The organism is Gemmobacter nanjingensis (assembly GCF_014652195.1).
Taxonomy (GTDB): domain Bacteria; phylum Pseudomonadota; class Alphaproteobacteria; order Rhodobacterales; family Rhodobacteraceae; genus Gemmobacter; species Gemmobacter caeni.
Window position 1 is genome coordinate 60510 of sequence record NZ_BMYI01000003.1, and the last position, 23215, is coordinate 83724.

Annotated in this window: 21 protein-coding genes and 1 pseudogene; 11 read left to right on the forward strand and 11 right to left on the reverse strand. The window is 66.9% G+C overall.

The window, feature by feature from the left end:
- Positions 1-26: 26 nt before the first annotated feature.
- The 3 genes from IE126_RS08015 to IE126_RS08025 all read left to right on the forward strand — a co-directional run bounded on the left by IE126_RS08015 (position 27) and on the right by IE126_RS08025 (position 3257).
- Positions 27-2414: a ligase-associated DNA damage response DEXH box helicase gene (locus IE126_RS08015; RefSeq protein WP_189380744.1), complete on the forward strand. Its 2388-nt coding sequence runs from the start codon at positions 27-29 to the stop codon at positions 2412-2414.
- Positions 2415-2433: 19 nt separating this feature from the next.
- On the forward strand, positions 2434-2841 hold the full coding sequence (locus IE126_RS08020) for a PaaI family thioesterase (RefSeq protein ID WP_108128503.1): 408 nt from the start codon (positions 2434-2436) through the stop codon (positions 2839-2841).
- A 74-nt stretch (positions 2842-2915) separates the two neighbouring features.
- The gene (locus IE126_RS08025; RefSeq protein WP_189380668.1) at positions 2916-3257 is read left to right on the forward strand and encodes a hypothetical protein; all 342 of its coding nucleotides are present in this window, start codon (positions 2916-2918) and stop codon (positions 3255-3257) included.
- An 8-nt stretch (positions 3258-3265) separates the two neighbouring features.
- On the opposite strand, the gene purD is transcribed toward IE126_RS08025, so the two are convergent.
- Together purD and IE126_RS08035 are read right to left on the reverse strand one after the other, a co-directional pair.
- Entirely contained in the window at positions 3266-4528 is a 1263-nt protein-coding gene (gene purD, locus IE126_RS08030; RefSeq protein WP_189380669.1) for a phosphoribosylamine--glycine ligase, read from the reverse strand.
- Positions 4529-4598: 70 nt separating this feature from the next.
- On the reverse strand, positions 4599-5069 hold the full coding sequence (locus tag IE126_RS08035; protein WP_229825323.1) for a MarR family winged helix-turn-helix transcriptional regulator: 471 nt from the start codon (positions 5067-5069) through the stop codon (positions 4599-4601).
- A 131-nt stretch (positions 5070-5200) separates the two neighbouring features.
- On the opposite strand from IE126_RS08035, the gene IE126_RS08040 reads away from it, so the two are divergent.
- Positions 5201-5836, forward strand: coding sequence for an exopolysaccharide biosynthesis protein (locus IE126_RS08040; protein WP_189380670.1), 636 nt, complete (start codon positions 5201-5203; stop codon positions 5834-5836).
- Here the strand turns inward: IE126_RS08040 and IE126_RS08045 are convergent, their stop codons facing one another.
- Positions 5837-6193, reverse strand: a complete 357-nt coding sequence (locus IE126_RS08045) for a hypothetical protein (protein WP_189380671.1) — start codon at positions 6191-6193, stop codon at positions 5837-5839.
- On the reverse strand, positions 6190-9645 hold the full coding sequence (gene smc, locus IE126_RS08050; RefSeq protein ID WP_189380672.1) for a chromosome segregation protein SMC: 3456 nt from the start codon (positions 9643-9645) through the stop codon (positions 6190-6192). Before smc ends, IE126_RS08045 begins: the two co-directional genes overlap by 4 nt.
- A gap of 178 nt (positions 9646-9823) precedes the next feature.
- Between smc and IE126_RS25900 the strand changes: the two are divergent.
- From IE126_RS25900 to IE126_RS08065, 4 genes and pseudogenes are all read left to right on the forward strand, one after another.
- Positions 9824-10153, forward strand: a pseudogene (locus IE126_RS25900) (GFA family protein); the annotation flags it as partial.
- A 78-nt stretch (positions 10154-10231) separates the two neighbouring features.
- The gene (locus IE126_RS25905; RefSeq protein WP_229825356.1) at positions 10232-10669 is read left to right on the forward strand and encodes a GNAT family N-acetyltransferase; all 438 of its coding nucleotides are present in this window, start codon (positions 10232-10234) and stop codon (positions 10667-10669) included.
- A gap of 43 nt (positions 10670-10712) precedes the next feature.
- Complete coding sequence (locus IE126_RS08060; protein ID WP_054302592.1) at positions 10713-11069, forward strand: CidA/LrgA family protein; 357 nt, start codon at positions 10713-10715, stop codon at positions 11067-11069.
- Positions 11066-11782 carry an LrgB family protein gene (locus IE126_RS08065; protein ID WP_054302593.1) on the forward strand — a complete coding sequence of 239 codons (717 nt, stop codon included), beginning with the start codon at positions 11066-11068 and terminating at the stop codon, positions 11780-11782. The genes IE126_RS08060 and IE126_RS08065 overlap by 4 nt, the downstream gene beginning before the upstream one ends.
- Here IE126_RS08065 and IE126_RS08070 read toward each other — a convergent pair.
- A complete protein-coding gene (locus IE126_RS08070) occupies positions 11776-14001 on the reverse strand; it encodes a transglycosylase domain-containing protein (protein ID WP_189380674.1) in 2226 nt (741 codons plus the stop codon). The genes IE126_RS08065 and IE126_RS08070 overlap by 7 nt on opposite strands.
- Before the next feature lie 257 nt (positions 14002-14258).
- Between IE126_RS08070 and IE126_RS08075 the strand changes: the two genes are divergently transcribed.
- Complete coding sequence (locus tag IE126_RS08075) at positions 14259-14597, forward strand: P-II family nitrogen regulator (protein ID WP_054302595.1); 339 nt, start codon at positions 14259-14261, stop codon at positions 14595-14597.
- Between the two features lie 28 nt (positions 14598-14625).
- Complete coding sequence (locus tag IE126_RS08080; protein WP_054302626.1) at positions 14626-15975, forward strand: ammonium transporter; 1350 nt, start codon at positions 14626-14628, stop codon at positions 15973-15975.
- A 151-nt stretch (positions 15976-16126) separates the two neighbouring features.
- On the opposite strand, the gene IE126_RS08085 is transcribed toward IE126_RS08080, so the two are convergent.
- The 6 genes from IE126_RS08085 to dapA all read right to left on the reverse strand — a co-directional run bounded on the left by IE126_RS08085 (position 16127) and on the right by dapA (position 21060).
- Positions 16127-17308 carry an amino acid aminotransferase gene (locus tag IE126_RS08085; RefSeq protein WP_189380675.1) on the reverse strand — a complete coding sequence of 394 codons (1182 nt, stop codon included), beginning with the start codon at positions 17306-17308 and terminating at the stop codon, positions 16127-16129.
- A gap of 48 nt (positions 17309-17356) precedes the next feature.
- On the reverse strand, positions 17357-18217 hold the full coding sequence (sseA, locus tag IE126_RS08090) for a 3-mercaptopyruvate sulfurtransferase (RefSeq protein ID WP_054302597.1): 861 nt from the start codon (positions 18215-18217) through the stop codon (positions 17357-17359).
- A gap of 85 nt (positions 18218-18302) precedes the next feature.
- Positions 18303-18581, reverse strand: coding sequence for a hypothetical protein (locus tag IE126_RS08095; RefSeq protein WP_119133631.1), 279 nt, complete (start codon positions 18579-18581; stop codon positions 18303-18305).
- A 104-nt stretch (positions 18582-18685) separates the two neighbouring features.
- On the reverse strand, positions 18686-19156 hold the full coding sequence (gene smpB, locus IE126_RS08100; protein WP_054302627.1) for an SsrA-binding protein SmpB: 471 nt from the start codon (positions 19154-19156) through the stop codon (positions 18686-18688).
- Positions 19157-19218: 62 nt separating this feature from the next.
- Positions 19219-20088, reverse strand: a complete 870-nt coding sequence (locus IE126_RS08105) for a DMT family transporter (protein WP_189380676.1) — start codon at positions 20086-20088, stop codon at positions 19219-19221.
- 99 nt (positions 20089-20187) lie between these two features.
- Positions 20188-21060, reverse strand: a complete 873-nt coding sequence (gene dapA, locus IE126_RS08110; protein WP_189380677.1) for a 4-hydroxy-tetrahydrodipicolinate synthase — start codon at positions 21058-21060, stop codon at positions 20188-20190.
- A gap of 214 nt (positions 21061-21274) precedes the next feature.
- On the opposite strand from dapA, the gene IE126_RS08115 reads away from it, so the two are divergent.
- Complete coding sequence (locus IE126_RS08115; protein ID WP_108128493.1) at positions 21275-23215, forward strand: lytic transglycosylase domain-containing protein; 1941 nt, start codon at positions 21275-21277, stop codon at positions 23213-23215.

Genomic DNA, 23215 nt, shown 5'->3' on the forward strand with positions numbered 1-23215 from the left:
GGGCGGCGAACGGCTATTTTGACGGCATGAGCATCCTGCCCCCTGCCCTCTCCGACTGGTTCGCCGCGCAAGGCTGGCAGTTGCACCCGCATCAGATGGCGATGCTGGAACGTGCGCAAGACAGGTCAACCCTGCTGATCGCGCCGACCGGCGGGGGCAAGACACTTGCCGGATTCCTGCCATCACTGGCAGAAATCGCGGCAGATCCGCGCGCAGGCTTGCACACGCTCTACATTTCTCCGCTCAAGGCTCTGGCAGCCGACATCCGTCGCAACCTGCGGCGCCCGGTCGAGGGGGTGGGACTGCCCATACGTATCGAGGACCGCACGGGCGACACGACCTACACCCAGCGCCGTCGCCAGCGCGCCGATCCGCCGCATATCCTGCTGACCACGCCGGAAAGTCTTGCGCTGCTGCTGAGCTATGAGGATGCGCCGCGCATCTTCGCCGGATTGCGGCGGGTGGTGGTGGATGAGATTCATGCGCTGGCCGAAAGCAAGCGGGGCGACCAGCTGATGCTGGGGTTGGCACGGCTGGAAAGGCTCGCGCCGGGGCTGCGGCGGGTAGGGTTGTCGGCCACCGTGGAAGACCCCGCCGCGCTGGCGCAGTTTCTGGGCGCCGGGGCGCAGGTGCTGGAAGCCGATCCCGGGCCGGAGCCGGATATCGCCATGCTGGACACCGGCGCCCCGCCCCCTTGGGCAGGCGGTGGCGGACGGCATGCCATTCCGGCGATTCTGGAACAGGTGAAGCGCCATCGCACCACGCTGATCTTCCACAATACCCGCGCGCAGGCCGAGATCTTTTTCCATCACCTGTGGCTCGCGAATGATGAAAGCCTGCCCATCGCCATCCATCACGGCAGCCTTGCCCGCGAAAGCCGCGAGAAAGTCGAGGCGGCGATGGTCGCCGGGCAGTTGCGGGCGGTGGTCTGCACCGGCACGCTGGATCTGGGGATCGACTGGGGCGACGTGGATCTTGTGATACAGGTCGGCGCGCCGAAGAACGTCAAGCGGTTGGTACAGCGCATCGGGAGGGCGAACCACCGCTACAACGCTCCGTCGAAGGCGCTGCTGGTGCCCGCGAACCGCTGGGAAGTGGTGGAATGTCAGGCCGCGCTGGAGGCGGTACGCGCCCGCGATCTGGATGGCGAGCCGCGCGGCCCCGGCCCGCGCGACGTGTTGTGCCAGCATATCCTCGCCACGGCCTGCGCCGGTCCCTTCGCGGCCGATGCGCTTTATGCCGAGGTCATCAGCGCCGGGCCCTATGCGGGGATTTCACGCCCGGAGTTCGACGCCTGTCTCGAATTCTGCGCCACCGGCGGCTATGCGCTGCGCGCCTATGACCGCTGGCAACGGCTGATGCTGCGGGACGGGCTCTGGCAGTTGCGCGATCCCCGCGCGGCGGCGGTGATCCGGCAGAACCTTGGCACGATCATCGACACCGAGGTGCTGAAGGTCCGTCTGCGGGGCCGGGCGCAGCCTCTGGGCGAGGTTGAGGAAGGCTTCGCCGCCAGCCTTACCCCGGGCGATACCTTCCTGATCGGCGGCGAGATCGTGCGCTACGAGGGGTTGAACGAGCTGACGGTAGAGGTATCGCGCAGCCCCGGCCGGGATCCGAAGGTCGCAGTATTCAATGGCACCAAATTCGCCACATCCACCCGACTGACCGACCGCATCCTGCGCCTGCTGCAACAGCCCGCATGGCCCGATCTGCCCGCCCATACCGCCGAATGGCTGGCCTTGCAGCGCGAGGTGTCGTCCATGCCCGGCCCCGACAGCCTGCTGTGTGAAAGCTTCCCGCATGAGGGCCGCGAGCATCTGTGCGTCTACGGCTTTGCCGGGCGCAATGCGCAGGCGACGCTGGGCATCCTTCTGACGAAGCGGATGGAGGAAACCCGCCTTGCCCCGCTGGGCTTCGTCTGCACCGATTACGCGACCCTGATCTGGGGGCTGGAGCCGGTGCTGGAGGTGGCGCCGCTGTTCGATATCGCGGCCCTGCGGGACGGGCTGGAGGGGTGGCTCGCCGGCAATGCGGTGATGAAGCGCACGTTCCGCGCCTCGGCCATCATCGCCGGGCTGATCGAGCGGCAGCATCAGGGGCGGCGCAAATCGGGGCGGCAGGCAACCTTTTCGTCAGACATCCTTTACGACACGTTGCGCCGTTTCGACCCCGATCACCTGATGTTGCAGATCACGCGAGAGGAGGCCATGCGCGGTCTGGTCGATTTCGGCCGGATCGAGGACCGGCTTTCCCGCGTGCAGGGCCGGATCGACCTCCGCCGGTTACGCAGCGTCACACCTCTGGCCGCGCCGCTGTTCCTTGAGCCAGGCCGCATCCCCGTTCAGGGTGAGGGGCGCGAGCGACTGGCTGAGGCAGCGGCTGCGCGGCTGATGGTGGCGGCGGGTCTCGCCTGATGCGCAGGGGGAGGAACGGATGGAACAGCGGATTCGCGACAGCTTTGCCGCGCAAAGCCTGATGCAGACCTTCGGCGCCACGGTGGCCGAGGTCGCCCCCGGAAGGGTGGTACTTGAGGCGCCGATTGGCGAGGGCGCCCGCCAGCAGCACGGCGCGGGCCATGCAGGCCTGACCTTCGCTCTGGCCGATACCGCCGCAGGCTATGCCGCGCTGACCCTGATGCCCGAGGGGCGCGAGGTGATGACGGTGGAAGCAAAGATCAACCTGATGTCCCCCTGCATCGGCGACCGGCTGATCGCGCGCGGCGAAGTCGCCAAGGCGGGCCGCCGCCTGACCGTCTGCCGCGCCGAGGTGGTGGCGCTGCGCGACGGTCGCGAAACCTGCATCGCGCTGATGCAGGCGACGATGATCCCGGTCGATCCGTGAAAGGACGATACAAACCAGCGCGGTGCAGACCATCCGCGCGGAGGCTCAGAGGGCTGGCTCAACGCCTGCCTCACATGGCACGCCTCCTTGCCACGGGCGTCCTCGTCACCCTTACCGCGCTGCTTGCGCAGCCCGTGTTCGCGCAGGATGCGAGTCGGGACGGGCAGACATGGACCGAGCGGAAATGTGCCCTTTACCGGCGAGCCTTCGACGATGCCCTGCACGCCGTGGGGCGCCAGGGAATACGGGAGAGTTTTCTTGCCCGGAATACCACCTTCATCGAAGGCGGCTGCACCGGCAATTCAAAGCTATGCCCGGAAACCGGCAAGGAAATCGAGCTTGCGAACCTGCTGACCGTGATGACCATGAATGAAGGCATGGCCAGCACCTTCGTGCCCTTCGGCTGTCCAAACTGAAGGCGCCCTTACAGCGCCCGCCAGCCGATGTCGCGACGGCAGAAGCCGCCCGGCCAGTCAATCGCGTCAACCATGGCATAGGCGCGGGCCTGCGCCTCGGCCAGGGTCTCACCTCTTGCGGTGACATTCAGGACACGGCCGCCGGTGGCGATCAGGGCGCCGTCGCGGGCGGCGGTTCCGGCGTGGAACACCATGTTGCGGCTGTCTTCCGGCAAGGCGGCGAGGCCCCGGATCTCGCTGCCCTTCTCATAGGCGCCCGGATAGCCCTTCGCCGCCATCACCACGGTCAGCGCGTGATCCTCGGCCCAGTTCACCTGCATCTCCGCCAGCCGCTCTTCGGCGCAGGCATGCAGCAGGTCCAGCGCCTGCGCGCCAAGCCGCAGCATCAGCACCTGACATTCCGGGTCGCCAAAGCGGCAGTTGTATTCCACCAGTCGCGCCTTGCCGTCCCTGATCATCAGTCCGGCGTAAAGCACCCCCTGATAGGGCGTGCCGCGACGGGCCATTTCGCGGATGGTGGGCAGAACGATTTCATCCAACGCCGCCTGAGCAATGGCATCGGTCAGCACCGGGGCCGGGGAATAGGCCCCCATGCCGCCGGTATTGGGGCCGGTGTCGCCATCGCCCACCCGCTTGTGATCCTGCGCGGTCCCGATGGGCAGGGCGGTCTTGCCGTCGGAAAGGATGAAGAAGCTGGCTTCCTCGCCTTCCATGAACTCCTCGATCACCACCTCGGCACCCGCGTCCCCGAAGGCGCCACCGAAGATCTCGTCGATCCCGGCCAGCGCCTCGGCCTCGGTCATGCCCATGATGACGCCCTTCCCCGCAGCAAGGCCATCGGCCTTCACCACCAGCGGCGCGCCGACGCGGCGGATGTAGTCTTTCGCGACCTGCGCCTCGGTAAAGCGGGCGTAACCGGCGGTCGGTGCATTGCAGGCATCACAGATTTCCTTGGTGAACCCTTTCGAGGCTTCCAGCCGAGCCGCCTCGGCGCTGGGTCCGAAGGTCAGGATGCCCGCCGCGCGGGTCGCATCGGCCACGCCTGCCGCCAGCGGCGCCTCGGGGCCGACAATCACGAAGTCGATGGCGTTTTCCTCGCAGAAGCGCACCACGTCACGGCCGTTCAGAATATCGAGGCTGGCGCATTCGGCGATCTGCGCAATTCCGGCATTGCCCGGCGCCACGATCAGCCGGTCGCATTTCGGGTTCTGCTTGACCGCCCAGGCCAGCGCATGCTCGCGCCCGCCGCTGCCGAGGATGAGGATATTCATGCCGCCGCTCCGTCCGTCAGGGATTGCCGCCTCATAGGGGGGGCCGCGCCCGCTTGCAAGCGCGCAGCGGTCAGTCCTCGTCCGTCACGTCGCTGCCCTGCGCGATCAGGGCGCGCAACAGCGCCTCCAGCCGGGCCGCCTCGGTCGTGCCAAGACTTTCGCGCAGCATGCGGTCGTAATCCAGCGCGCGCTGACCCAGCCGCAGGAACACCTCGCGCCCGGCCGGGGTCAGCGACAGGATTTCGGCCCGCCGGTCGGTCGGGCTGGGGTTGCGCGCCAGATGGCCCTCGGCCTCCAGCGCCGCGACCGCGCGGCTGACCTTGGTTTTTTCGATATGTGAAATGCGGCAGATGTCCCGCGCTGTCATGGCGCCGAAGCGGCCCAGATTGGCCATGACGCGCCATTGCGTGCGGGTCATGCCGTAGTCAGCGCGATAAACTGCATAGAAGGATTTCGAAGTCGCCTCCGCCGCCTGATTGAGCAGATAGGGCAGAAAACCGTCCAGATCGAACTGCCCCTGTTCCGCTTCCATCATCGGCATTACCCCCGCCAGCCAGTCATCCCCGGCCAAAGTGCCACAGCGGCCCCGGCCTGTCACCCCCGGCGCGGCTGTCGTCAGGCTGATACAGGGCGGGGATAGACCGGCAGGCATCCGATGCCAGAGGCCATGCCATGCCCAATGCCGCCCCGCGCGCTCTGCCCCGCCACGGCGAGCCGCGCTTTTCCGATCTGCTGCACGCAACAGCCAGCGCGCATCCGCACCCACGGCTGAGCATTGGCGACATGCTGGCTGCGATGCAGGACCGGGCAGGTGCTGCACTGCTGTTCGTCTTTGCCTTTCCGAACATCCTGCCGACCCCGCCGGGCGTGGCGACGATCCTTGGCCTGCCGATCATCTTTCTTTCGGCCCAGATGGCGCTGGGACGGCCGCCGCATCTGCCCCGGCTGATCGCCGAAAGATCCATGGCGACCGCGCAGGTCCGGCAACTGGTGGCACGCGCCCTGCCGCATCTGCACCGGGCCGAAAGGCTGTTGCGCCACCGCTGGCCGCTGCTGACCGCGCCGCTGGCCGAACGATTGCTGGGGATGATCTGCCTGGCGCTGGCGATCCTTTTGTCGCTGCCGGTGCCGCTGGGCAATCTGCTGCCCTCGCTCAGCGTCTGCATCCTCGCACTGGCGATCATGGAGCGTGACGGGCTCTGGGTGCTGGCTGGCCTTGGCGCGGCGGTGGTTTCGTTCCTGTGGCTGGGACTGGTATCCTGGGGCGTGATCCGGGCGGCGGCCTTCGTGATCGGCAATGCGTTCTGATCACATGCCCTCCCAAGGACGCCGGTCGCGGCGCCAGCGGATGAAATGCACCTCTGCCTCGACTGCCAGGGCGGCCCAGCGGATCAGCACTTGCGGCCCCGGAAAGCCCATGACCAGCCGCGCCTCGCCCTGATGCAACTCCATCCGGGCGGCCCCCATCAGGGCATTCCACGCCGCCATCGCCTCGGCGGGCGGGGTCACGTTCCACGGCAGCAGCAGCCGCCAGCCGGCTTCGGTTTCCTCTGCCCGGAACTCGGGCGATTGCGGAGTGACGCGGGCATAGACCACGCCGCCCTCCGCTTCGACACCACAAAACCCTGCGGTGACGAAAGCCGCCTGCACCTCTGCCCCGGTCATGCCACCAGCGCCTCCGCCTTCTTCAGATCGACACTGACCAACTGGCTGACCCCCTGTTCCTGCATCGTCACCCCGAACAGCCGGTCCATCCGCGCCATGGTCACGGCGTGGTGGGTGATGATCAGGAACCGCGTCTCTGTGCGCCGGGTCATCTCGTCCAGGAGGTCGCAGAAGCGTGTGACGTTCGCATCATCCAAGGGCGCGTCCACCTCGTCCAGCACGCAAATCGGTGCGGGATTGGCGAGGAACACCGCGAAGATCAGCGACAGTGCTGTCAGCGTCTGTTCGCCCCCCGACAGAAGGCTGAGCGTGGACAGCTTCTTGCCGGGCGGCTGGCACATGATTTCCAGCCCGGCTTCCAGCGGGTCATCGCTTTCCACCAGCACCAGACGCGCCTCACCGCCGCCGAACAGGTGATTGAACAGCGTGCCGAAAGACCCGTTGACCTGTTCGAAGGCGGTCAGCAGACGTTCGCGGCCTTCGCGGTTCAACCCCTGAATCCCGGCGCGCAGTTTCTTCACCGCTTCTTCCAGATCAGATTTTTCCTGCTGAAGCTGGTCATGTTCGGTCTGCACCGCCTTTGCATCTTCCTCGGCGCGCAGGTTCACAGCCCCCAGCGAGTCGCGCTGGCGTTTCAGCCGGTTCACATCAGTCTCCAGCACCTCGGCGGCGGGCATGACATCCGGGTCGGCCTTCAGCCGGTCCAGCAATTCGGCGGGCGCAAGATCCATCTCCTCGCGGATACGTTCCGCCGCATAGGCGACGGTTTCGCGGGCCGCATCGGCGCGCGCATCGGCGCGGGCGCGGGCCTCGCGGGCCTCACCTGCCAACCGCTCCCCGTCCCGCTCGGCCAGTTGCGCCTCGCGCAGCTTGCCCTCGGCCTCGGCCAGCGCATCGGCGGCCTTGCGGCGACGAGCCTCGGCGGCGTCGATCGCTTCGCCCAGTTCCTCGCGCTTGATGGCGATTTCCTCGGGCGCGGCGCTGGCCTCGACCAGTTCCTCCTCCGCCTCGGCCTTGCGTTCGGCCAGTTCGGCGCTGCGCTTTTCCGCCGTATCCAGACGATGCCGCCAGCCCGAGATTTCCTTGGTGACCTCTTGCCGCCGCCGCACGCGGGCCTCGCCCTCGCGCCGCAGTTCATCCTGCGCGGAACGGCGGGACATCATGGTGATGCGCGCGGCCTCGACCGCCATGCGCAATGCCTCGACCCCGCTGCGCGCGGTTTCCAGATCGTCCAGCCCGCCTGCCCCGGCTTCGGCCTCGGCCAGGCGCGACCGCGCGGCCATCGCCTCGTCATCAAATCGCGTCACGGCCAGCCGCGCGGCCTCCAGCTTGCCAGCGGCGAGCGAGCGGTCAGCCTCGGCCCGCGCCAGTGCCCTGCCCGCCTCGGTCACGCGCTGGTCAGCGGCACGCCGCGCCTCGCGCGCCATCTGATCGGCCCGGTTGAGATCACTCAGACGGGCCTGCAATGCCTCATGCGCCTGTTTCGCGCCCTCAGCCCGCGCGGCGACCTCTTCCAGATCGCGCTTCAACTGCACCAGACGGTTAAGCTGTTGCAGACGCAGCGCGGCGGCCGATGGCGCATCCTCCGCCCCCGCCCGGAACCCGTCCCAGCGCCACAGATCGCCGTTCAGGCTGACCAGCCGTTGACCGGGGCGCAATTGTGCCTGCAAAGCCGCCGCCTGCGCCCGGTCGGCCAGACCGATCTGGGCAATCCGGCGGCACAGCACCTCGGGCACGGTGACATGGGCCGAAAGCGGCGCCACCCCCTCGGGCAGCGGTTGCGGCGCGTCGTAATCCGGCAGCAAGGCCCAGCCGGAACGCGCCCCTTCGGCCAGTTCCGGCGCGCGCAGGTCGTCCGCCAAGGCTGCCCCCAGCGCCGCCTCATAACCTGGCGTGACCTGCACCCGGTCCAGCAATTGCGTGCCCGCCTGCGCCTCGCGGTCCACCAGACGGGCCAAAGCCGCGACCTCGGCGCGCAAAGCATTGGCCTCGCCCTCAGCACCAGATCGCGCGGCACGGGCTTCCGCCTCGCGGGTCTGCGTTTCGGCGCGGGCTTCCTCGGCGCTGGCCAGCGCCTCTTCCGCCGCCTCGGCCAGCGCGATGGCCTCTTCCTGCGTCTCTGCCGCGCTGTCCTGCGCCTCTGCCGCTGTTTCCAGCGCGCCGGTCGCTGTGGCAACCGCATCCCGTGCCCGAGCCGCCTCGGCCTCGGCCCGCTCCAGCGTGGCGCGGGTATCGGTCAGCAGGCGCTGCGCCGACTGGTGCCGCGCCGCCAGACGCGCGACATCCTCGGTCCGGTCGGCAAGCTGCGCTTCCCGTTCCGACAGGATCGCCCCGGCTTCGCGCGCCACTTCCACCGCCTCCGCCAGCCGCTCGTCATGGCCGTCATGGGCGCGGGCCAGCGCCTCCATCTCCCAGTCCAGCCGGGCAATGGTTTCGCCCGCATCGCGGTTCAGCCCGGCCTCGCGCTCCATGTCACGGGCAAGCTGGGCGATGCGGCCATGCAGGGTTTCGATGACCTGCCGCGCCCGCGCTTCCTGATCATTCAGCGCGTCGCGCTGCACCACCAGCCGCTGCAAGACCGCACCTGCGATGGCTTCCTCCTCGCGCCGGGGCGGCAGCAGATCCTCGGCCGCCTCGCGCCGTTTCGTCGCCTCGCGCGCGGCCTTTTCAGCCGAAGCCGCGGCCAGAAGCCGCCCGCGCAGCACATCCTCCGCCTCGGCCCGCGCCAGATCGGCCTCACGCCAGCGGCGATACAGCAGCATCCCTTCCGAACGGCGCAGTTCCTCGCCGATCTCACGATACCGCGCCGCCTGCCGCGCCTGCCGCGCCAGCGTTGCAAGCTGCGCCGCAAGCTGCTCCAGCACATCATCCACGCGGGTCAGGTTCTGCTCGGTCGCGTTCAGCCGCAGTTCGGCCTCGTGCCGCCGCTGATAAAGGCCGGAAATCCCCGCCGCCTCTTCCAGAATACGCCGACGCGCCTTGGGCTTGGCGTTGATCAGCTCCGAAATCTGCCCCTGCCGCACCAGAGCCGGGCTTTGCGCCCCGGTCGAAGCATCGGCGAACAGCATCTGGATGTCGCGTGCCCGCACGTCCTTGCCGTTGGCCTTGTAGGCGGACCCCGCGTCTTTGGTGATGCGACGCACGATTTCCAGCGCATCGGCATCGTTGAACCCGGAGGGCGCCAGCCGCTCGCTGTTGTCCAGCACCAGCGCCACCTCGGCAAAGTGGCGCGCCGGGCGGGTGGCCGCGCCAGCGAAGATCACATCCTCCATCCCGCCGCCGCGCATGGCGGTGGGGCGGTTTTCCCCCATGACCCAGCGCAATGCCTCCAGCAGGTTCGACTTGCCACAGCCGTTCGGCCCCACGACGCCGGTCAGGCCATCGTGAATCACCAGCTCCGTCGGATCGACAAAGCTTTTGAAGCCGTTCAGTCTGAGGCGGGTGAACCGCAAGGGAATCTCCGTTTCGGGGGTGGCATCGTCGGGGTTGCGAGGAGTGGAGTCAATCTCTGCCCCCCGCATATGGCGGGGATGGGCGGGGTTATCCCCAAGATGTTGGCTGTTCCCCTGCGCCAAAGCGCCGCGAAATCCGGCAATTGACGCAAGGCAAGGCTGCGGCGAGGATCGGGGCATGAGCCTTTCACCCCCGATCACCGGCGCCTGCCTTTGCGGCGCTACCACCTACCGGCTGGACGCGCCGCCCCTCTGGACCGCGCATTGCCATTGCGCGTCCTGCCGCAAGGCGACCGGGGCGGGTTTTGCCAGCTATCTGGGCGCGGCAGAGGCGGCCCTGCGCTGGTCCGGCCCGGATCGCGCCAGCCATTGCAGCAGCCCCGGCACCTTCTGGGATCGGTGCGGCCAGTGCGGCAGCCCGCTGGCCTATCGCTCGGCCCGGTTTCCGGGCGAGGTGCATCTGCACGCCGCCACGCTGGACCGCCCGCAGGATTTCGTGGCGGAAACCGAGGTCCATACTGACGAACATCTGCCCTGGACCACCCTTGCCGCGCCGCCGCCGCGCCGTCTGGCGCCCGAGGATGACATGGCGCCGGTGCTGGCGCTGATCCGCGCGGCCTTCGCCTATATGGACGGGCGGATCGACCCGCCTTCCTCCATGCACCGGCTGACCGAAGCGGATTTGGGCGCGCAGGCAAAGACGGGCGAGGTCTGGGTGATCGGCGCACCACCCGTGGCCTGCATGGTCCTGACCCCGAAGGCCGATGCGCTTTACGTCGGAAAGGTCGCCACCGCAAAGACCGAGCGGGGGCGCGGCCTCGCCCGCCGCCTGATCGCCTGCGCCGAGATGCGCGCCCGCGCACTGGGCTTTCCCACGCTGGAATTGCAAAGCCGGGTGGAGCTGGTGGAAAACCACGCCGCCTTCACCGCGATGGGCTTCACCCAGACCGAGGCCACGGCGCATGCAGGTTATGACCGCCCGACAAGCCTGACCTTCCGCAAGCCGGTCTTGCCCCTTCCCTGAATCCGCGCTTTGTCTCAGTCTCCGACAAAACCCCGGAGGCCGCATGATCCCAGCCCTTCTGACCCTTCTTGGCGCCCAGCTTGCCGGTGAAATGCTGACACGCGTGACCGGGCTGCCACTGCCCGGCCCGGTGCTGGGAATGCTGATCCTGATTGCCGGTTTTGCCGTTTTTCCCGGCCTGGTCACGATCGTGCGCCCGCTCGCGCAGGGCATACTTGGCAACCTCTCGCTGCTGTTCGTGCCTGCGGGCACCGGCGTCGTGGGCCATCTTGGCACGCTCGCGGGCTATGGCCCGGCACTGGCCGTGGTGCTGATCGTTTCGACCATCCTCGCCATCGGCGCCGGGGCGCTGGCCTTTACCGCTGTAGCAAAGCTGATGAAAATGGAACCGGAAGCATGACCGATTTCGCCGAGATCTGGTCTTACCTCGCGCGCGGGCCGCTTCTGTGGCTGACGGCAACGCTCGCGGCCTATGCGGCAGGGGACGCCTGTTTCCGCGCGGCGGGGCGCAAACCCTGGGCCAACCCGGTGCTGATCGCAGTCGCACTGCTGGCGGGGCTGCTGTGGCTGACCGATACGCCTTACCCCACCTATTTCGAGGGAGCGCAATTCGTGCACTTCCTGCTGGGCCCCGCCACGGTCGCGCTCGCGCTGCCGCTGTGGGACAACCTGCCCCATGTGCGCCGCGCCGCGCTGCCACTGCTGGCGGCGCTGGTCACCGGATCTGTGGTCGCCGCCGGATCGGCCGTGGCCATCGCACGGGCCTTCGGCATCACCGGCGAGGTTCTGGCCTCGCTCGCGCCAAAATCCGCCACCGCGCCGGTGGCTCTGGGCATATCCGAGCGGCTGGGCGGCTCACCCACGCTGACCGCCGTGCTGGTGATCCTGACCGGCATCATCGGGGCGATCTGCACCACACCGCTGCTGAATGCGCTGGGAATCCGCGACTGGCGCGCGCGGGGCTTTGCCACCGGCGTCGCTGCCCATGGCATCGGCACCGCCCGCGCCTTTCAGGTGCATCCGGTGGCCGGGGCCTTCGCCGGCCTCGGCATGGGGCTGAACGCGGTGCTGACCGCCTTCGTGGCCCCACTGGTGCTGCGGCTGTTTCAGTAAAGCCCCGAGGTCGTCCCCAGCACATCGCGCAGCGCATCGGCAATCGGGTCGCTGCCCTGCGCAGGCGGCTGGCCACCCTGCTGGGGCTGAGGCGCATACTGCTGGCCCTGCGGCACACCGCCGACATCGCCGGATGATGCCGAGGCACCAGCGCTGGGTGGCAGACGCGGCTCTGGCACGATCATCGGCAGCGGCGTCGCGGGGATGCCCTTGTGGACCCGCGCCATCACCTCATGCCAGATTTCGGCCGGAAGACCGCCGCCGGTCACACCCTTCAGCGGCGTATTGTCGTCATAGCCCATCCAGACCCCGACAACATAATGTGCCGAGAAACCGATGAACCACGCATCGCGCGAAGCATTGGTGGTGCCCGTCTTGCCCGCAACGGGTGTATCGCCCAGCCGCGCCCGGCCGCCGGTGCCCTTCTGGATCACCTGCGTCATCATATAGGTCAGCAACTGCGCCGCATTCTGGCTGATCACCCGCTCACCGATACCGCCCGACTGGCCGATAAGCTCGGTGTCATCGCCCTGCAACTTCAGTTCCACCAGACCATAGGGCTGCACCGACGAGCCGCCGTTGAGGATACCGGCATAGGCGCCCGTCATCTCCAGCAAGGTGCTTTCCGAAGCCCCCAGCGCCAGCGCCGGACCCGCCGCCAGATCGCTTTTCACCCCGAACTGTTGCGCCACCTGCCGCACCACATCGCGGCCCACCGCCTCGGACACGCGCACCGCCGGGATATTGCGGCTTTCCGCAAGCGCCTGCGTCAGCGTGATCATACCCTTGAACTTCTTGTCGTAATTCTCGGGCGTCCAGGGGCCGGAGCCGGGTATCCGCATCGTCAGCGGCGTATCCTCGACATAATCCGACGGGCTGTAGCCCAGATCCAGCGCAGCGGCATAGACAAAGGGCTTGAACACCGATCCCGTCTGCCGCAGCGCCTGCGTCGCCCGGTTGAAGCTGCCCGCGGCCGCAATCTTGCGCCCGCCGACCATGCCGCGCACGGCACCATCCGCGCTCATCACCACGATGGCGGCCTGCGCTTTGGAGCCTTCCTGCACCTTGGTTTCAAAGACGAATTGCAGCGCGCCTTCCGCGTCGCGCTGGATCTTCTGATCCAGCGTGGTGCGAATGATCACATCCTCGGTGGTTTCCTTGGTCAGGAAGGCAGGACCGGATTCCATGACCCAGTCGGCAAAGAAGCCACCCGCATTCTTTTGCGCAGCCTCCGAAAGCTGTGCCGGATGCGCGCGGGCATCATCGGCCTCGGCCCTGGTCAGATAGCCCTGCTCTTCCATCAGGCCGATAATGACATTGGCCCGGTCCTGCGCCCGTTTCAGATTGTTGGTCGGGGCATAGCGCGAGGGTGCTTTCAGCAGGCCCGCCAGCATCGCGGCTTCAGCCGGATTCACCTGATTGGCCGATTTGCCAAAGTACCGCTGCGCTGCCGCTTCGAACCCGCGCGCACCCGCACCCAGATAAGCGCGGTTGAAATAGATCGTCAGGATGTCATCCTTGGAATATTTCCATTCCATCGCCAGCGAGAAGGGAATCTCCTTCACCTTCCGCCACACCCCGCCCGAGCGGCAGTCTTCCTCGTAGGCGGCTTCGGATTTCCACTGTTTCGCATCATATTCGACGCCAAGGCACAGAAGCTTTGCCACCTGCTGCGTGATGGTCGAACCGCCGTTGCCCTCCAGCGGGCCACGGCCTTCGGCAAGGTTGATGCGGATGGCCGAGGCAATGCCGCGCGGGCTGACGCCGAAATGATGGAAGAACCGCTTGTCCTCGGTCGCCACCACGGCATTCTTCAGGTGTTTGGAGACGTTTTCGGCGGTGATCATGCCGCCGAAGGTTTCGCCGCGCCAGGCAAAGACCTTGCCATCGCGGTCCAGCATGGTCACCGATCCGCGCGCGCGGGCATCCACAAGGTCCGATACCTGCGGCAGGCGCTGTTCAAAATAGAAGGCCGCGCCAAACAGGATCAGCCCGACAACGGCGGTGACGCGCCAGCCGATTCCCCAGACCACCCGCCAGATCATCGACAGGATGCCCAGAATGAACCCCATGATCAGACCGTGCTTGCGGGGCGGGCGTTTGCGCGGAGCGGGCGATTTCTTCGCGGCGGCAGGCTTTTTCGGCGGTGGCTTGGCCCCGCCCCCGCCATAGCGCCGATCCGCCACCAGCGTCTTGCCCTTGTTTCCCGATCCACTCATGCCCGTCACGCCTGCTCTGATCTTGTTTTGGGGAATCTTACCCTGTCGCACGCCTGTTGTGGAGGGCATGCGCCCGCGATTCGCAATTCGTTTCCGCACAAAAAATATTCAGTCGCAGGAGAAAGTGCAAAAAATGTGCAACTTGTCGTCTCCTGCCCGCCCCTTGCGGACGTCGTTTCTTGTGCACTCGCAGCATTCTCCGCCTTCTGAGTGCGCAAGGCCCCGCAGCGGGCCGTCTGCCAGAGAAGGGGACGCACGTGAAACTGATCATCGCAGCAATCAAGCCGTTCAAGCTTGAGGAAGTCCGCGAGGCGCTCACCACCATCGGGGTGCGCGGGATGATGGTAACCGAGATCAAGGGCTTCGGCTCGCAGTCGGGTCATACGGAAATCTATCGCGGCGCAGAATATGCCGTGAATTTCGTGCCGAAAGTGCGGCTGGAGATCGTGGTCTCCGACAGCCTGGCCGATCAGGTGGTGGAAACGATCCGCTCCACCGCCCGGACCGACAAGATCGGTGACGGCAAGATCTTCGTTCTGGATGTCGAACAGGCCGTGCGCGTGCGCACCGGCGAAACCAATGACGACGCGCTTTGAGATGCGGGTGGAAGGGGAAACAACGACCATGAAAACTTTGACCAAACTCTCTGGCCTTGCGGGGCTCGCGGCAGTGACCGCGCTGCCCGTCTGGGCGCAGGAAGCCACCGCCGAGGCCACCGAAGCCGTCGCCGAAGTCGCGCAGGTGATGGATAAGGGCGACGTCGCCTGGATGATGACCTCCACCGTTCTCGTGCTGTTCATGACGCTGCCGGGCCTGGCGCTGTTCTACGGCGGCCTCGTGCGCACCAAGAACATGCTGTCGGTGCTGATGCAGACCACGCTGATCGCCTGCGTGATGATGCTGGTCTGGGTGATCTACGGTTATTCCTTCGCCTTCGGCGGCGGCACCTCGCCGTTCTGGGGTGGCCTCGGCAAGCTGTTCCTCGCCGGTGTGACGCCTGACAGCATGTCGGCCACCTTCACCGACGGCGTGGTGATCCCGGAATACCTGTTCATCGCCTTCCAGATGACCTTTGCGGCCATCACCCCGGCCCTGATCATCGGCGCCTTCGCCGAACGGGTGAAGTTCACCGCCGTGCTGCTGTTCAGCGTGCTGTGGGGGACGTTCTGCTACTTCCCCATCGCCCATATGGTGTGGGACGGCGCAGGCCTGATCTTCAATATGGGTGCCATCGACTTTGCGGGCGGCACCGTTGTGCACATCAACGCCGGGATCGCGGCGCTGGTCGGCAGCCTCGTGATCGGCAAGCGCGTCGGCTACGGCAAAGAGAACATGGCCCCGCATTCGATGGTGATGACCATGATCGGCGCCTCGATGCTGTGGGTCGGCTGGTTCGGCTTCAACGTCGGCTCGAACCTTGAAGCCAACGGCGGCGCGACACTCGCCATGATCAACACCTTCCTCGCCACCGCTGCCGCCGCTGTCGCCTGGTCTGCGCTGGAAGGCATGCTGCGCGGCAAGGCCTCGATGCTGGGCGGTGTGTCGGGCATGGTGGCCGGTCTCGTGGCCATCACCCCGGCCTGCGGCACCGTCGGCCCGATGGGCGCCATCCTGCTCGGCGTGATCGCTGCTGCCATCTGCTACTACTTCGTCACCGTGGTGAAGATCAAACTCGGCTACGATGACAGCCTTGACGTGTTCGGCATTCACGGCGTGGGCGGTATCGTCGGCGCCATCGGCACCGGCATCTTCTCGGCGGCGACGCTGGGCGGCGTGAACGGCGACGACTACTCGATCGCGGCGCAGACCTGGGTGCAGTTCCAGTCGGTCGTCATCACCATCGTCTGGAGCGGCGTGATCTCTTTCATCCTCTACAAGCTGGTGGACATGGTTGTCGGCCTGCGCGTGGATAATGACAGCGAGCGTCAGGGCCTTGACCTCACCTCGCATGGTGAAAGCGCCTATCACGGCTAAGCGTCCCGGCGGGCCGACCTCCTCCCCGGCCCGCCACACCCAGCCCGACCTCGGGCAAAGGAAAAGGCCCGGAGCAAGCTCCGGGCCTTTCAAATTTCTTGCAAAGAAATTTGCAAAAGTTTTCAGGAAAACTTTTGCGTCACCCCCGCCGTCACAGGACCGAAGCCACGGCACGCGCCAGCACCGGCACGGTTTTCGCGTTCAGCCCTGCGATGTTGATGCGCGAGTCGCCCACCATGTAGATGCCATGCTCCTCACGCAGCCGGTTCACCTGCGCCTCGGTCAGCCCCAGCCGCGAGAACATGCCGCGATGGCGCGCCACGAAATCGAAACGGTCGGAATTGGTGGCCTTGCGCAGTTCCTCGGCCAGTTGCTCGCGCAGGCCCAGCATGTTCAGTCGCACCTCCTCCAGCTCGGCCTTCCAGTCGGCGGTCAGCGCGGCATCCTCAAGGATCACCGTCACCACCCGCGCGCCATGATCCGGCGGGAAGCTGTAGTTCTGGCGGTTCAGGAAGGCGAGATTGCCCTGCGTGATTTTCGTGGCCTCCGCATCCTTCGACACGGCGATCAGGATGCCGGTGCGTTCGCGGTAGATCCCGAAATTCTTGCTGCACGAAGCAGCGATCAGCACCTCGGGGAAGCTTTCGGCCACCAGCCGCGTCGCAGACGCATCGGCCTCCAGCCCGTCGCCAAAGCCCTGATAGGCCAGATCGACCAGCGGCAGCGCACCGCGCCCGGCCAGCAGTTCAACCGCCTCGGCCCATTGATCGGCGGTCAGGTTCGCGCCGGTCGGGTTGTGGCAGCAGCCATGCAGCAGCACCACATCACCCGGCTTCACCCGGCCCAGATCCTCCATCATCCCTGCGAAATCGACACCGCCGCTGGCCGCATCGAAATAGCGGTATTCGGCCATCGGGATGCCAAGGTATTTGATGATCGACGGATGGTTCGGCCAGGTCGGTGCCGACAGCCAGACCGTCGCCTTCGGATCGGCCAGCTTCACCAGTTCCAGCGCCTGCCGGATGGCCCCCGTCCCGCCGGGCGTCGCGACCGAAGCCAGACGCTCCTCCGCCACCGCACCGTCAAGGATCATGCGACGCATCGCCATGTTATAGGCGGGCTCACCAGCCAGCGCGGTATAGGTCTTTGTCGTCTCGGCTTCCCAGAGCTTCTTCTCGGCGGCCTTGACCGCCCGCATCACCGGGGTCAGCCCGGTCGGGTCTTTGTAGACCCCGACGCCAAGGTCGATCTTGTCCGCCCGCGTGTCTTCGCGGAACATGGCGATCAGTTGCAGGATCTTGTCCTGCGGCTGCGCCTTCAATGCGTCAAACATCCCGTTCACCTTCCAGAGAAGTAGAGCCCCGTGGAAACCGGGCAGGGCTCAGCCTTTGGCGACCCGCAGGTCGTCGTACATGCCCCATTCGGCCCAAGAGCCGTCATAGAGCGCCCAGTTGCGATGGCCCATCCGTTCCAGCCCCAACGCGAGGATGGCGGCAGTCACCCCGGAGCCGCAGGTGGTGATCGCCGGTTTGGACAGATCTACCCCCGCCGCTGTGAAAGCCGCCCGCAGATCGGCGTCATTCTTCATGGTGCCGTCGGCATTGAACAGCTCGCCGAACGGCAGGTTCTTCGATCCAGGGATATGCCCCGAGCGCAGACCCGGCCGCGGCTCGGCCACCTCGCCCCGGAAGCGCGGGGCGGAGCGGGCGTCGATGATCTCGGCCTCACCCAGCTTGCTGGCATGGGCCACCTGCGTCACATCCTTCACCAGCCCGGCCTGACGGCTGACGGTGATATGGCGGTCGCGCAGCACCGGCGGCATGTCCTCAATCTCGCGCCCCTCGGCCTTCCATTTCGGCAGGCCGCCGTCCAGCACCGCGACATCTGTCTTGCCCATCAGGCGGAAGGTCCACCAGACGCGCGCGGCCGAAAACAGCCCGGCGCCGTCGTAGATCACAACCTGATGCCCGTCACCCACTCCCATGGCGCGCATGCGGCTGATGAATTTCTCGACCGGCGGCGCCATATGCGGCAGGGCAGAGCGCTGGTCGGAAATCTCGTCAATATCGAAGAAACGTGCGCCGGGGATATGACCGGCGTCATATTCGGCTTTCGCATCGCGCCCGGCGTCGGGCATATACCAGCTTGCATCCAGCACCCGCAGATCGGGGTCTTTCAGATGCGCGGCCAGCCAGTCGGTCGAGACCAGCGTTTTCGGGTCGTCGCGGAAGGCGGAAGTCATGCGCGGCTCCTCGTCTAATCAGGACCGGCTTACCGATTGCCGCCTTCCGAGGCAAGCGCCAAGCCACGGCCCGGCGCTGACGGGCTTACTTTGCCATCGCGCTGCGGATCGCCCCGACAATGGCCAGCAGCACCCCGCCGCCGACACCGCCTGAAGCGATGCTGCCGATGATCGAGGCCAGATCAGCGCCGCCCGCTCCAGCCATGCCGCCCGCCCCCAGCATGGCGAGAAGCTGGCTGCCCAGGCCACCGCCCAGAATCCCCACGATCGAATTGCCCAGCGGACCAAGGCTGAGGTTCTTCAGCACGGCGCCCGCGCCATTGCCGCCCAGCGCCCCCGCGATCAGACTGATGATCAGTTCCATGAACTCGTTCCCTTACAGCCGGGCCACAGCGGCCCGATGCGGCAAGCCTGCACCTGCCACCGCCGCTTGCCAATCACCGCGGCCACCGGAAGTGAGGGGGAATTTCAGCCGTGCCGCAGCAGGCGTTGCTTCTGGCGGTCCCAGTCGCGCTTGGCTTCGGTGGCGCGCTTGTCGGCCATCTTCTTGCCCTTGGCGATGCCCAGCTTCACCTTCACCAGCCCGCGTTCGTTGAAATACCATTTGAGCGGCACGATGGTCATACCCTCGCGCGCGGTCGCATTCCACAGCCGCGCCAGTTCGCGCCGCGACACCAGCAGCTTGCGCTTGCGGCGTTCCTCATGGCCCCAGGTTTTTGCCTCGCGATACGGGGCGACATAGCTGTTGATCAGCCACAGTTCACCCTCCTCCACCGAGGCATAGCTTTCGCCAAGGTTCGATCCGCCCTGACGCAGCGATTTCACCTCGGACCCCAGCAGCATGATACCTGCCTCCAGATCGCTTTCGATGAAGTAATCGAAACGCGCCCGGCGGTTTTCGGCAATCAGCTTGGAATTGGGATCGGATTTCTGGGCCATGGTCGGCATCAGATAGGCGAGCCGGGAATGAAAGTCCAGATCACCCCCGGCCACACCCCGGATCAGCCACGCGCGGAGGCCCTGCCGCGCAACAGGGTAAAGACCCCGGCGGCCACCACAATCGCAGAACCGATCAGTGTCGCCGCATCGGGACGCTCGTGGAACACCACCATCCCCAGCACCAGCGCGAACAGCAGGCGGGTATAGCGGAACGGCGTCACCACACTTACCTCGCCCGTGCGCATCGCCACGGTCAGCGCCCAGTAGGCAAAGACCCCTACGCATACCGCGCCCGCCAGTTCAGCCCATTGCAGCGCGGCCGGAACCACCGCGCCGCCCTCCCACAGCAACAATCCCGCGCCGGTCGGCACCATGGCGGCAAAGCCGTAGATCCCGAGTTGCAGATTGCTCAGCACCTTCGGCGCCGCCCGCGTCGCCAGATCGCGCCCGGCAAAGCCCAGAAGCCCGGCAACCGCAAGAAGCGAGGCGGCGCTGAACCCCTCCAGCCCCGGCCGCAGGATCAGCAGAACGCCGGCCAGCCCGACAAGAATGGCCGACCAGCGGCGCCAGCCCACCCGCTCGCCAAAGATCAGCGCGGCCCCGGCCACCACCACCAGCGGCGTCGCCTGAAGGATGGCACTGGCGCTGGACAGTGGCGTCAGCGCGATGGCCAGCGTATAGAACAGCCGCCCGCCGACCTCGAAGCCCGCCTTCCACAACATGCGCGGCGCGACCACGGCAGGATGCCACAGCGCCTGCCCGGCCCGCGCGGTCAGGGCGGCAAAAGCCAGCATACCGCCGGTGCCGAACAGCATCAGCACCTCGCCCACCGGCACCCCTGCCCCGGCAACACGCTTGAGCAGCATGTCCTCAATGGCAAATCCCAGCATGGCCGCCACCATGAACAGACTGCCGCGCAGATTGTCGGTCATCCGTGTCCCCTCGCGTCAAAAAGGCCCCGCAGGTGCAGGGCCTTTATCCTGGTCCAAATATCCCGGGCGCGCGCCGCAGGCGCGGGGGCAGAGCCCCTCTTAGAGCAGCCCCGCGTGCTCCATCGCCGCACGGATGCGCGCCTTGGTGCCATCGGTGAGCCCGACCAGCGGCAGACGCACCTCCTCGCTGCACAGACCCAGCAGCGAAAGACCGTATTTGGCCCCCACCAGACCCGGCTCGATGAAGATCGCCTCATGCAGCGGCATCAGACGGTCCTGATACTCCAGGGCCCTGGCATAATCACCGGCCAGCGTCGCTGCCTGGAACTCCGCGCACAGACGCGGCGCCACGTTCGCCGTGACCGAGATGCAGCCCACGCCGCCATGGGCGTTGAAGCCCAGTGCCGTCGCATCCTCGCCCGAAAGCTGAATGAAATCGGCACCGCAGCTTGCGCGCTGCTGGCTCACCCGTTCAATCTTGCCGGTGGCATCCTTCACGCCGACGATGCGCGGCAGTTTTGCAAGCATGCCCATCGTCTCGGGGGTCATGTCCACGACGGAGCGGCCCGGAATGTTGTAGATGATGATCGGCAGCGCCGAGGCATCATGCAGCGCGGTGAAATGCGCGATCATCCCGGCCTGGGTCGGCTTGTTGTAATAGGGCGTCACCACCAGCGCCGCATCGGCGCCCGCGCGTTCGGCATGCTGGATCAGGCCGATCCCTTCGGCCGTTGCATTCGACCCTGCCCCGGCGATGACCGGAATGCGGCCCGCAACGGTTTCCACCACGATCTCGATGACCCGGCCATGTTCCTCGTGGCTCAGCGTCGGGCTTTCGCCCGTGGTCCCCACCGGAACCAGCGCGTTGGAGCCTTCGGCGATATGCCATTCGACCAGCTTCTTGAGCGTTTCCACATCCAGCTCGCCGTTCTTGAACGGCGTGACAAGGGCAGGCATGGACCCTTTGAACATGACACGCATCTCCTGAAGCTGGGGCAGACTCGCCCGGTTGAACGCCTTTCCTCTAGCGATCCCTGCGGCAATTGCCAAGGCAAAGCGCAGCGCCCCGCCCGCCTGCGGGCGGCAAAATTCTTGCGAAGAATTTTGGGCGGCGCCGGGGCGCCGGTCGCCGCCGCTGGCGTCGAAGTGAATTGCCCCTGCCGCGCGCTTGCGGCAGGTTCGGGGCATGAAGCGCCTTCTCCTTGCCGCCAGCCTCGCCCTTGCCCTGCCCGTCGCCACGCCCCCCGCCGTGGCGCAAACCGACACGCCCGGCGCCCTGCGTCTGGCGCTGAACGAAGCCGGGCGCCGCAACTGGCCCGAGGCCATGCGGCTGGCTGCCAGTACATCCCCCGTGGGTCGCGACATCATCGAATGGCAGCGGTTGCGCTCCGGGGATGGCACGCTGACGGAATATGAGGACTTTCTCGCCCGTCGCCCAGACTGGCCCGGCCTGCCCTATCTGCGCGAAAAAGGAGAAGAGGCAGTGGCGCGGTCCACCACGCCCGACCGTGTTCTGGCCTGGTTCGGCAGCCACCTGCCCGAAACCGGCACCGGCAGTCTGGCCGTCATCAGCGCGTTGCGCGCCAGCGGCCGCGCACCCGAGGCTGAGGCCGAGGCCCGCCGTGCCTGGACCGACCTGCCGCTGACGCCCGAGGACGAGGCGGCGCTGCTGGGTCTTTACCCCGGTCTGACGACTTTGAACGCGCAACGGCTGGAACGCCTGCTGTGGGACGGCCGCGCCGCCGAGGCAAAGCGGCTGTTGCCGCGCCTTTCGCCGGACTGGCGCGCGCTGGCCGAGGCGCGGCTGGCCCTGATGGCGCGCGACACTGGCGTCGATGCCCGGCTGGCGGCCCTGCCCCCGGCCATGGCGGCCCATCCGCTGATCGCCCATGCCCGCATGGACTGGCGCATCGCGCGCGATCTCTGGCCCGAGGCGACGGCGCTGATGCTCGACGCATCCGCCAAGGCCGAGACGCTGGGCCGCCCCGAGGCCTGGGGCAAGCGCCGCGCCCAACTCGCACGGAAGCTTCTGCGCGATGGCGATGCGAAATCGGCCTATCGCATCGCGGCCCGGCATTATCTTACCTCGGGCGGCGATTATGCGGATCTGGAGTTCCTCGCGGGTTTCATCGCCCTGCGCAGGCTGGGGGATGCACAGACCGCCCTGGGGCATTTCCGACATCTGGAACAGAATGTCGCCACACCCATCTCGGTCTCACGCGCGCTTTACTGGCAGGGCCGCGCGCTGGAGGCTTTGGGCGATCCCGCCTCGAAAACCGCCTATTCCCGTGCGGCCACGATGCAGACCGCCTATTACGGGCAGCTTGCCGCCGAACGCATCGGCCAGCCACTCGACCCGGCGCTTCTGGCGCCCCTGCAAGCACCCGACTGGCGCAACCGGACCTTTGCCCGCTCCAGCGTGCTGGAAGCCGCGCTTCTGCTGTTCAACGCAGGCGACCGGACGCTGGGTAAGCGGTTCATCCTGCATCTGGCCGAAGGTCTGGGCCCGCAGGATACCGCCAGCCTCGCCAATCTGGCGCTGACCATCCACGAACCGCATGTTGCCGTGCTGATCGCCAAACAGGCGGCAGAGCGGGGTGTGATCCTGCCTGCCGCCTATTTCCCCGTACCTGATCTGGTTCCGGCCGAAGGGCTGGCGGTATCACGCGCCTTCGCGCTGGCCATCGCGCGGCGGGAAAGCGAGTTTGACCCGGCGGCGCAAAGCCCGGTGGGCGCGCGCGGGCTGATGCAGCTGATGCCGGAAACCGCCAGACGCACGGCAGCCGAGATCGGGCAGCCCTACGAACTGGCGCGGCTGACCTCCGACCCGGCCTATAATGCCACGCTGGGATCGGCCTATCTGGCAAAGCTGGTCGAGGAATTCGGGCCATCCATCGCGCTGGTCGCCTCGGGCTACAATGCCGGGCCGGGGCGTCCGCGCCGCTGGATCACCGAATTTGGCGACCCGCGCAGCGATGCGGTGGATGTGGTGGACTGGGTGGAGATGATCCCCTTCACCGAGACCCGCGCCTATGTGATGCGGGTCGCGGAATCGCTGACTGTCTATCGCGCCCGCCTGCGCGGCAGCCCCGGCCCGATCCGCCTGATCGCCGAGCTGAAGGGCTGA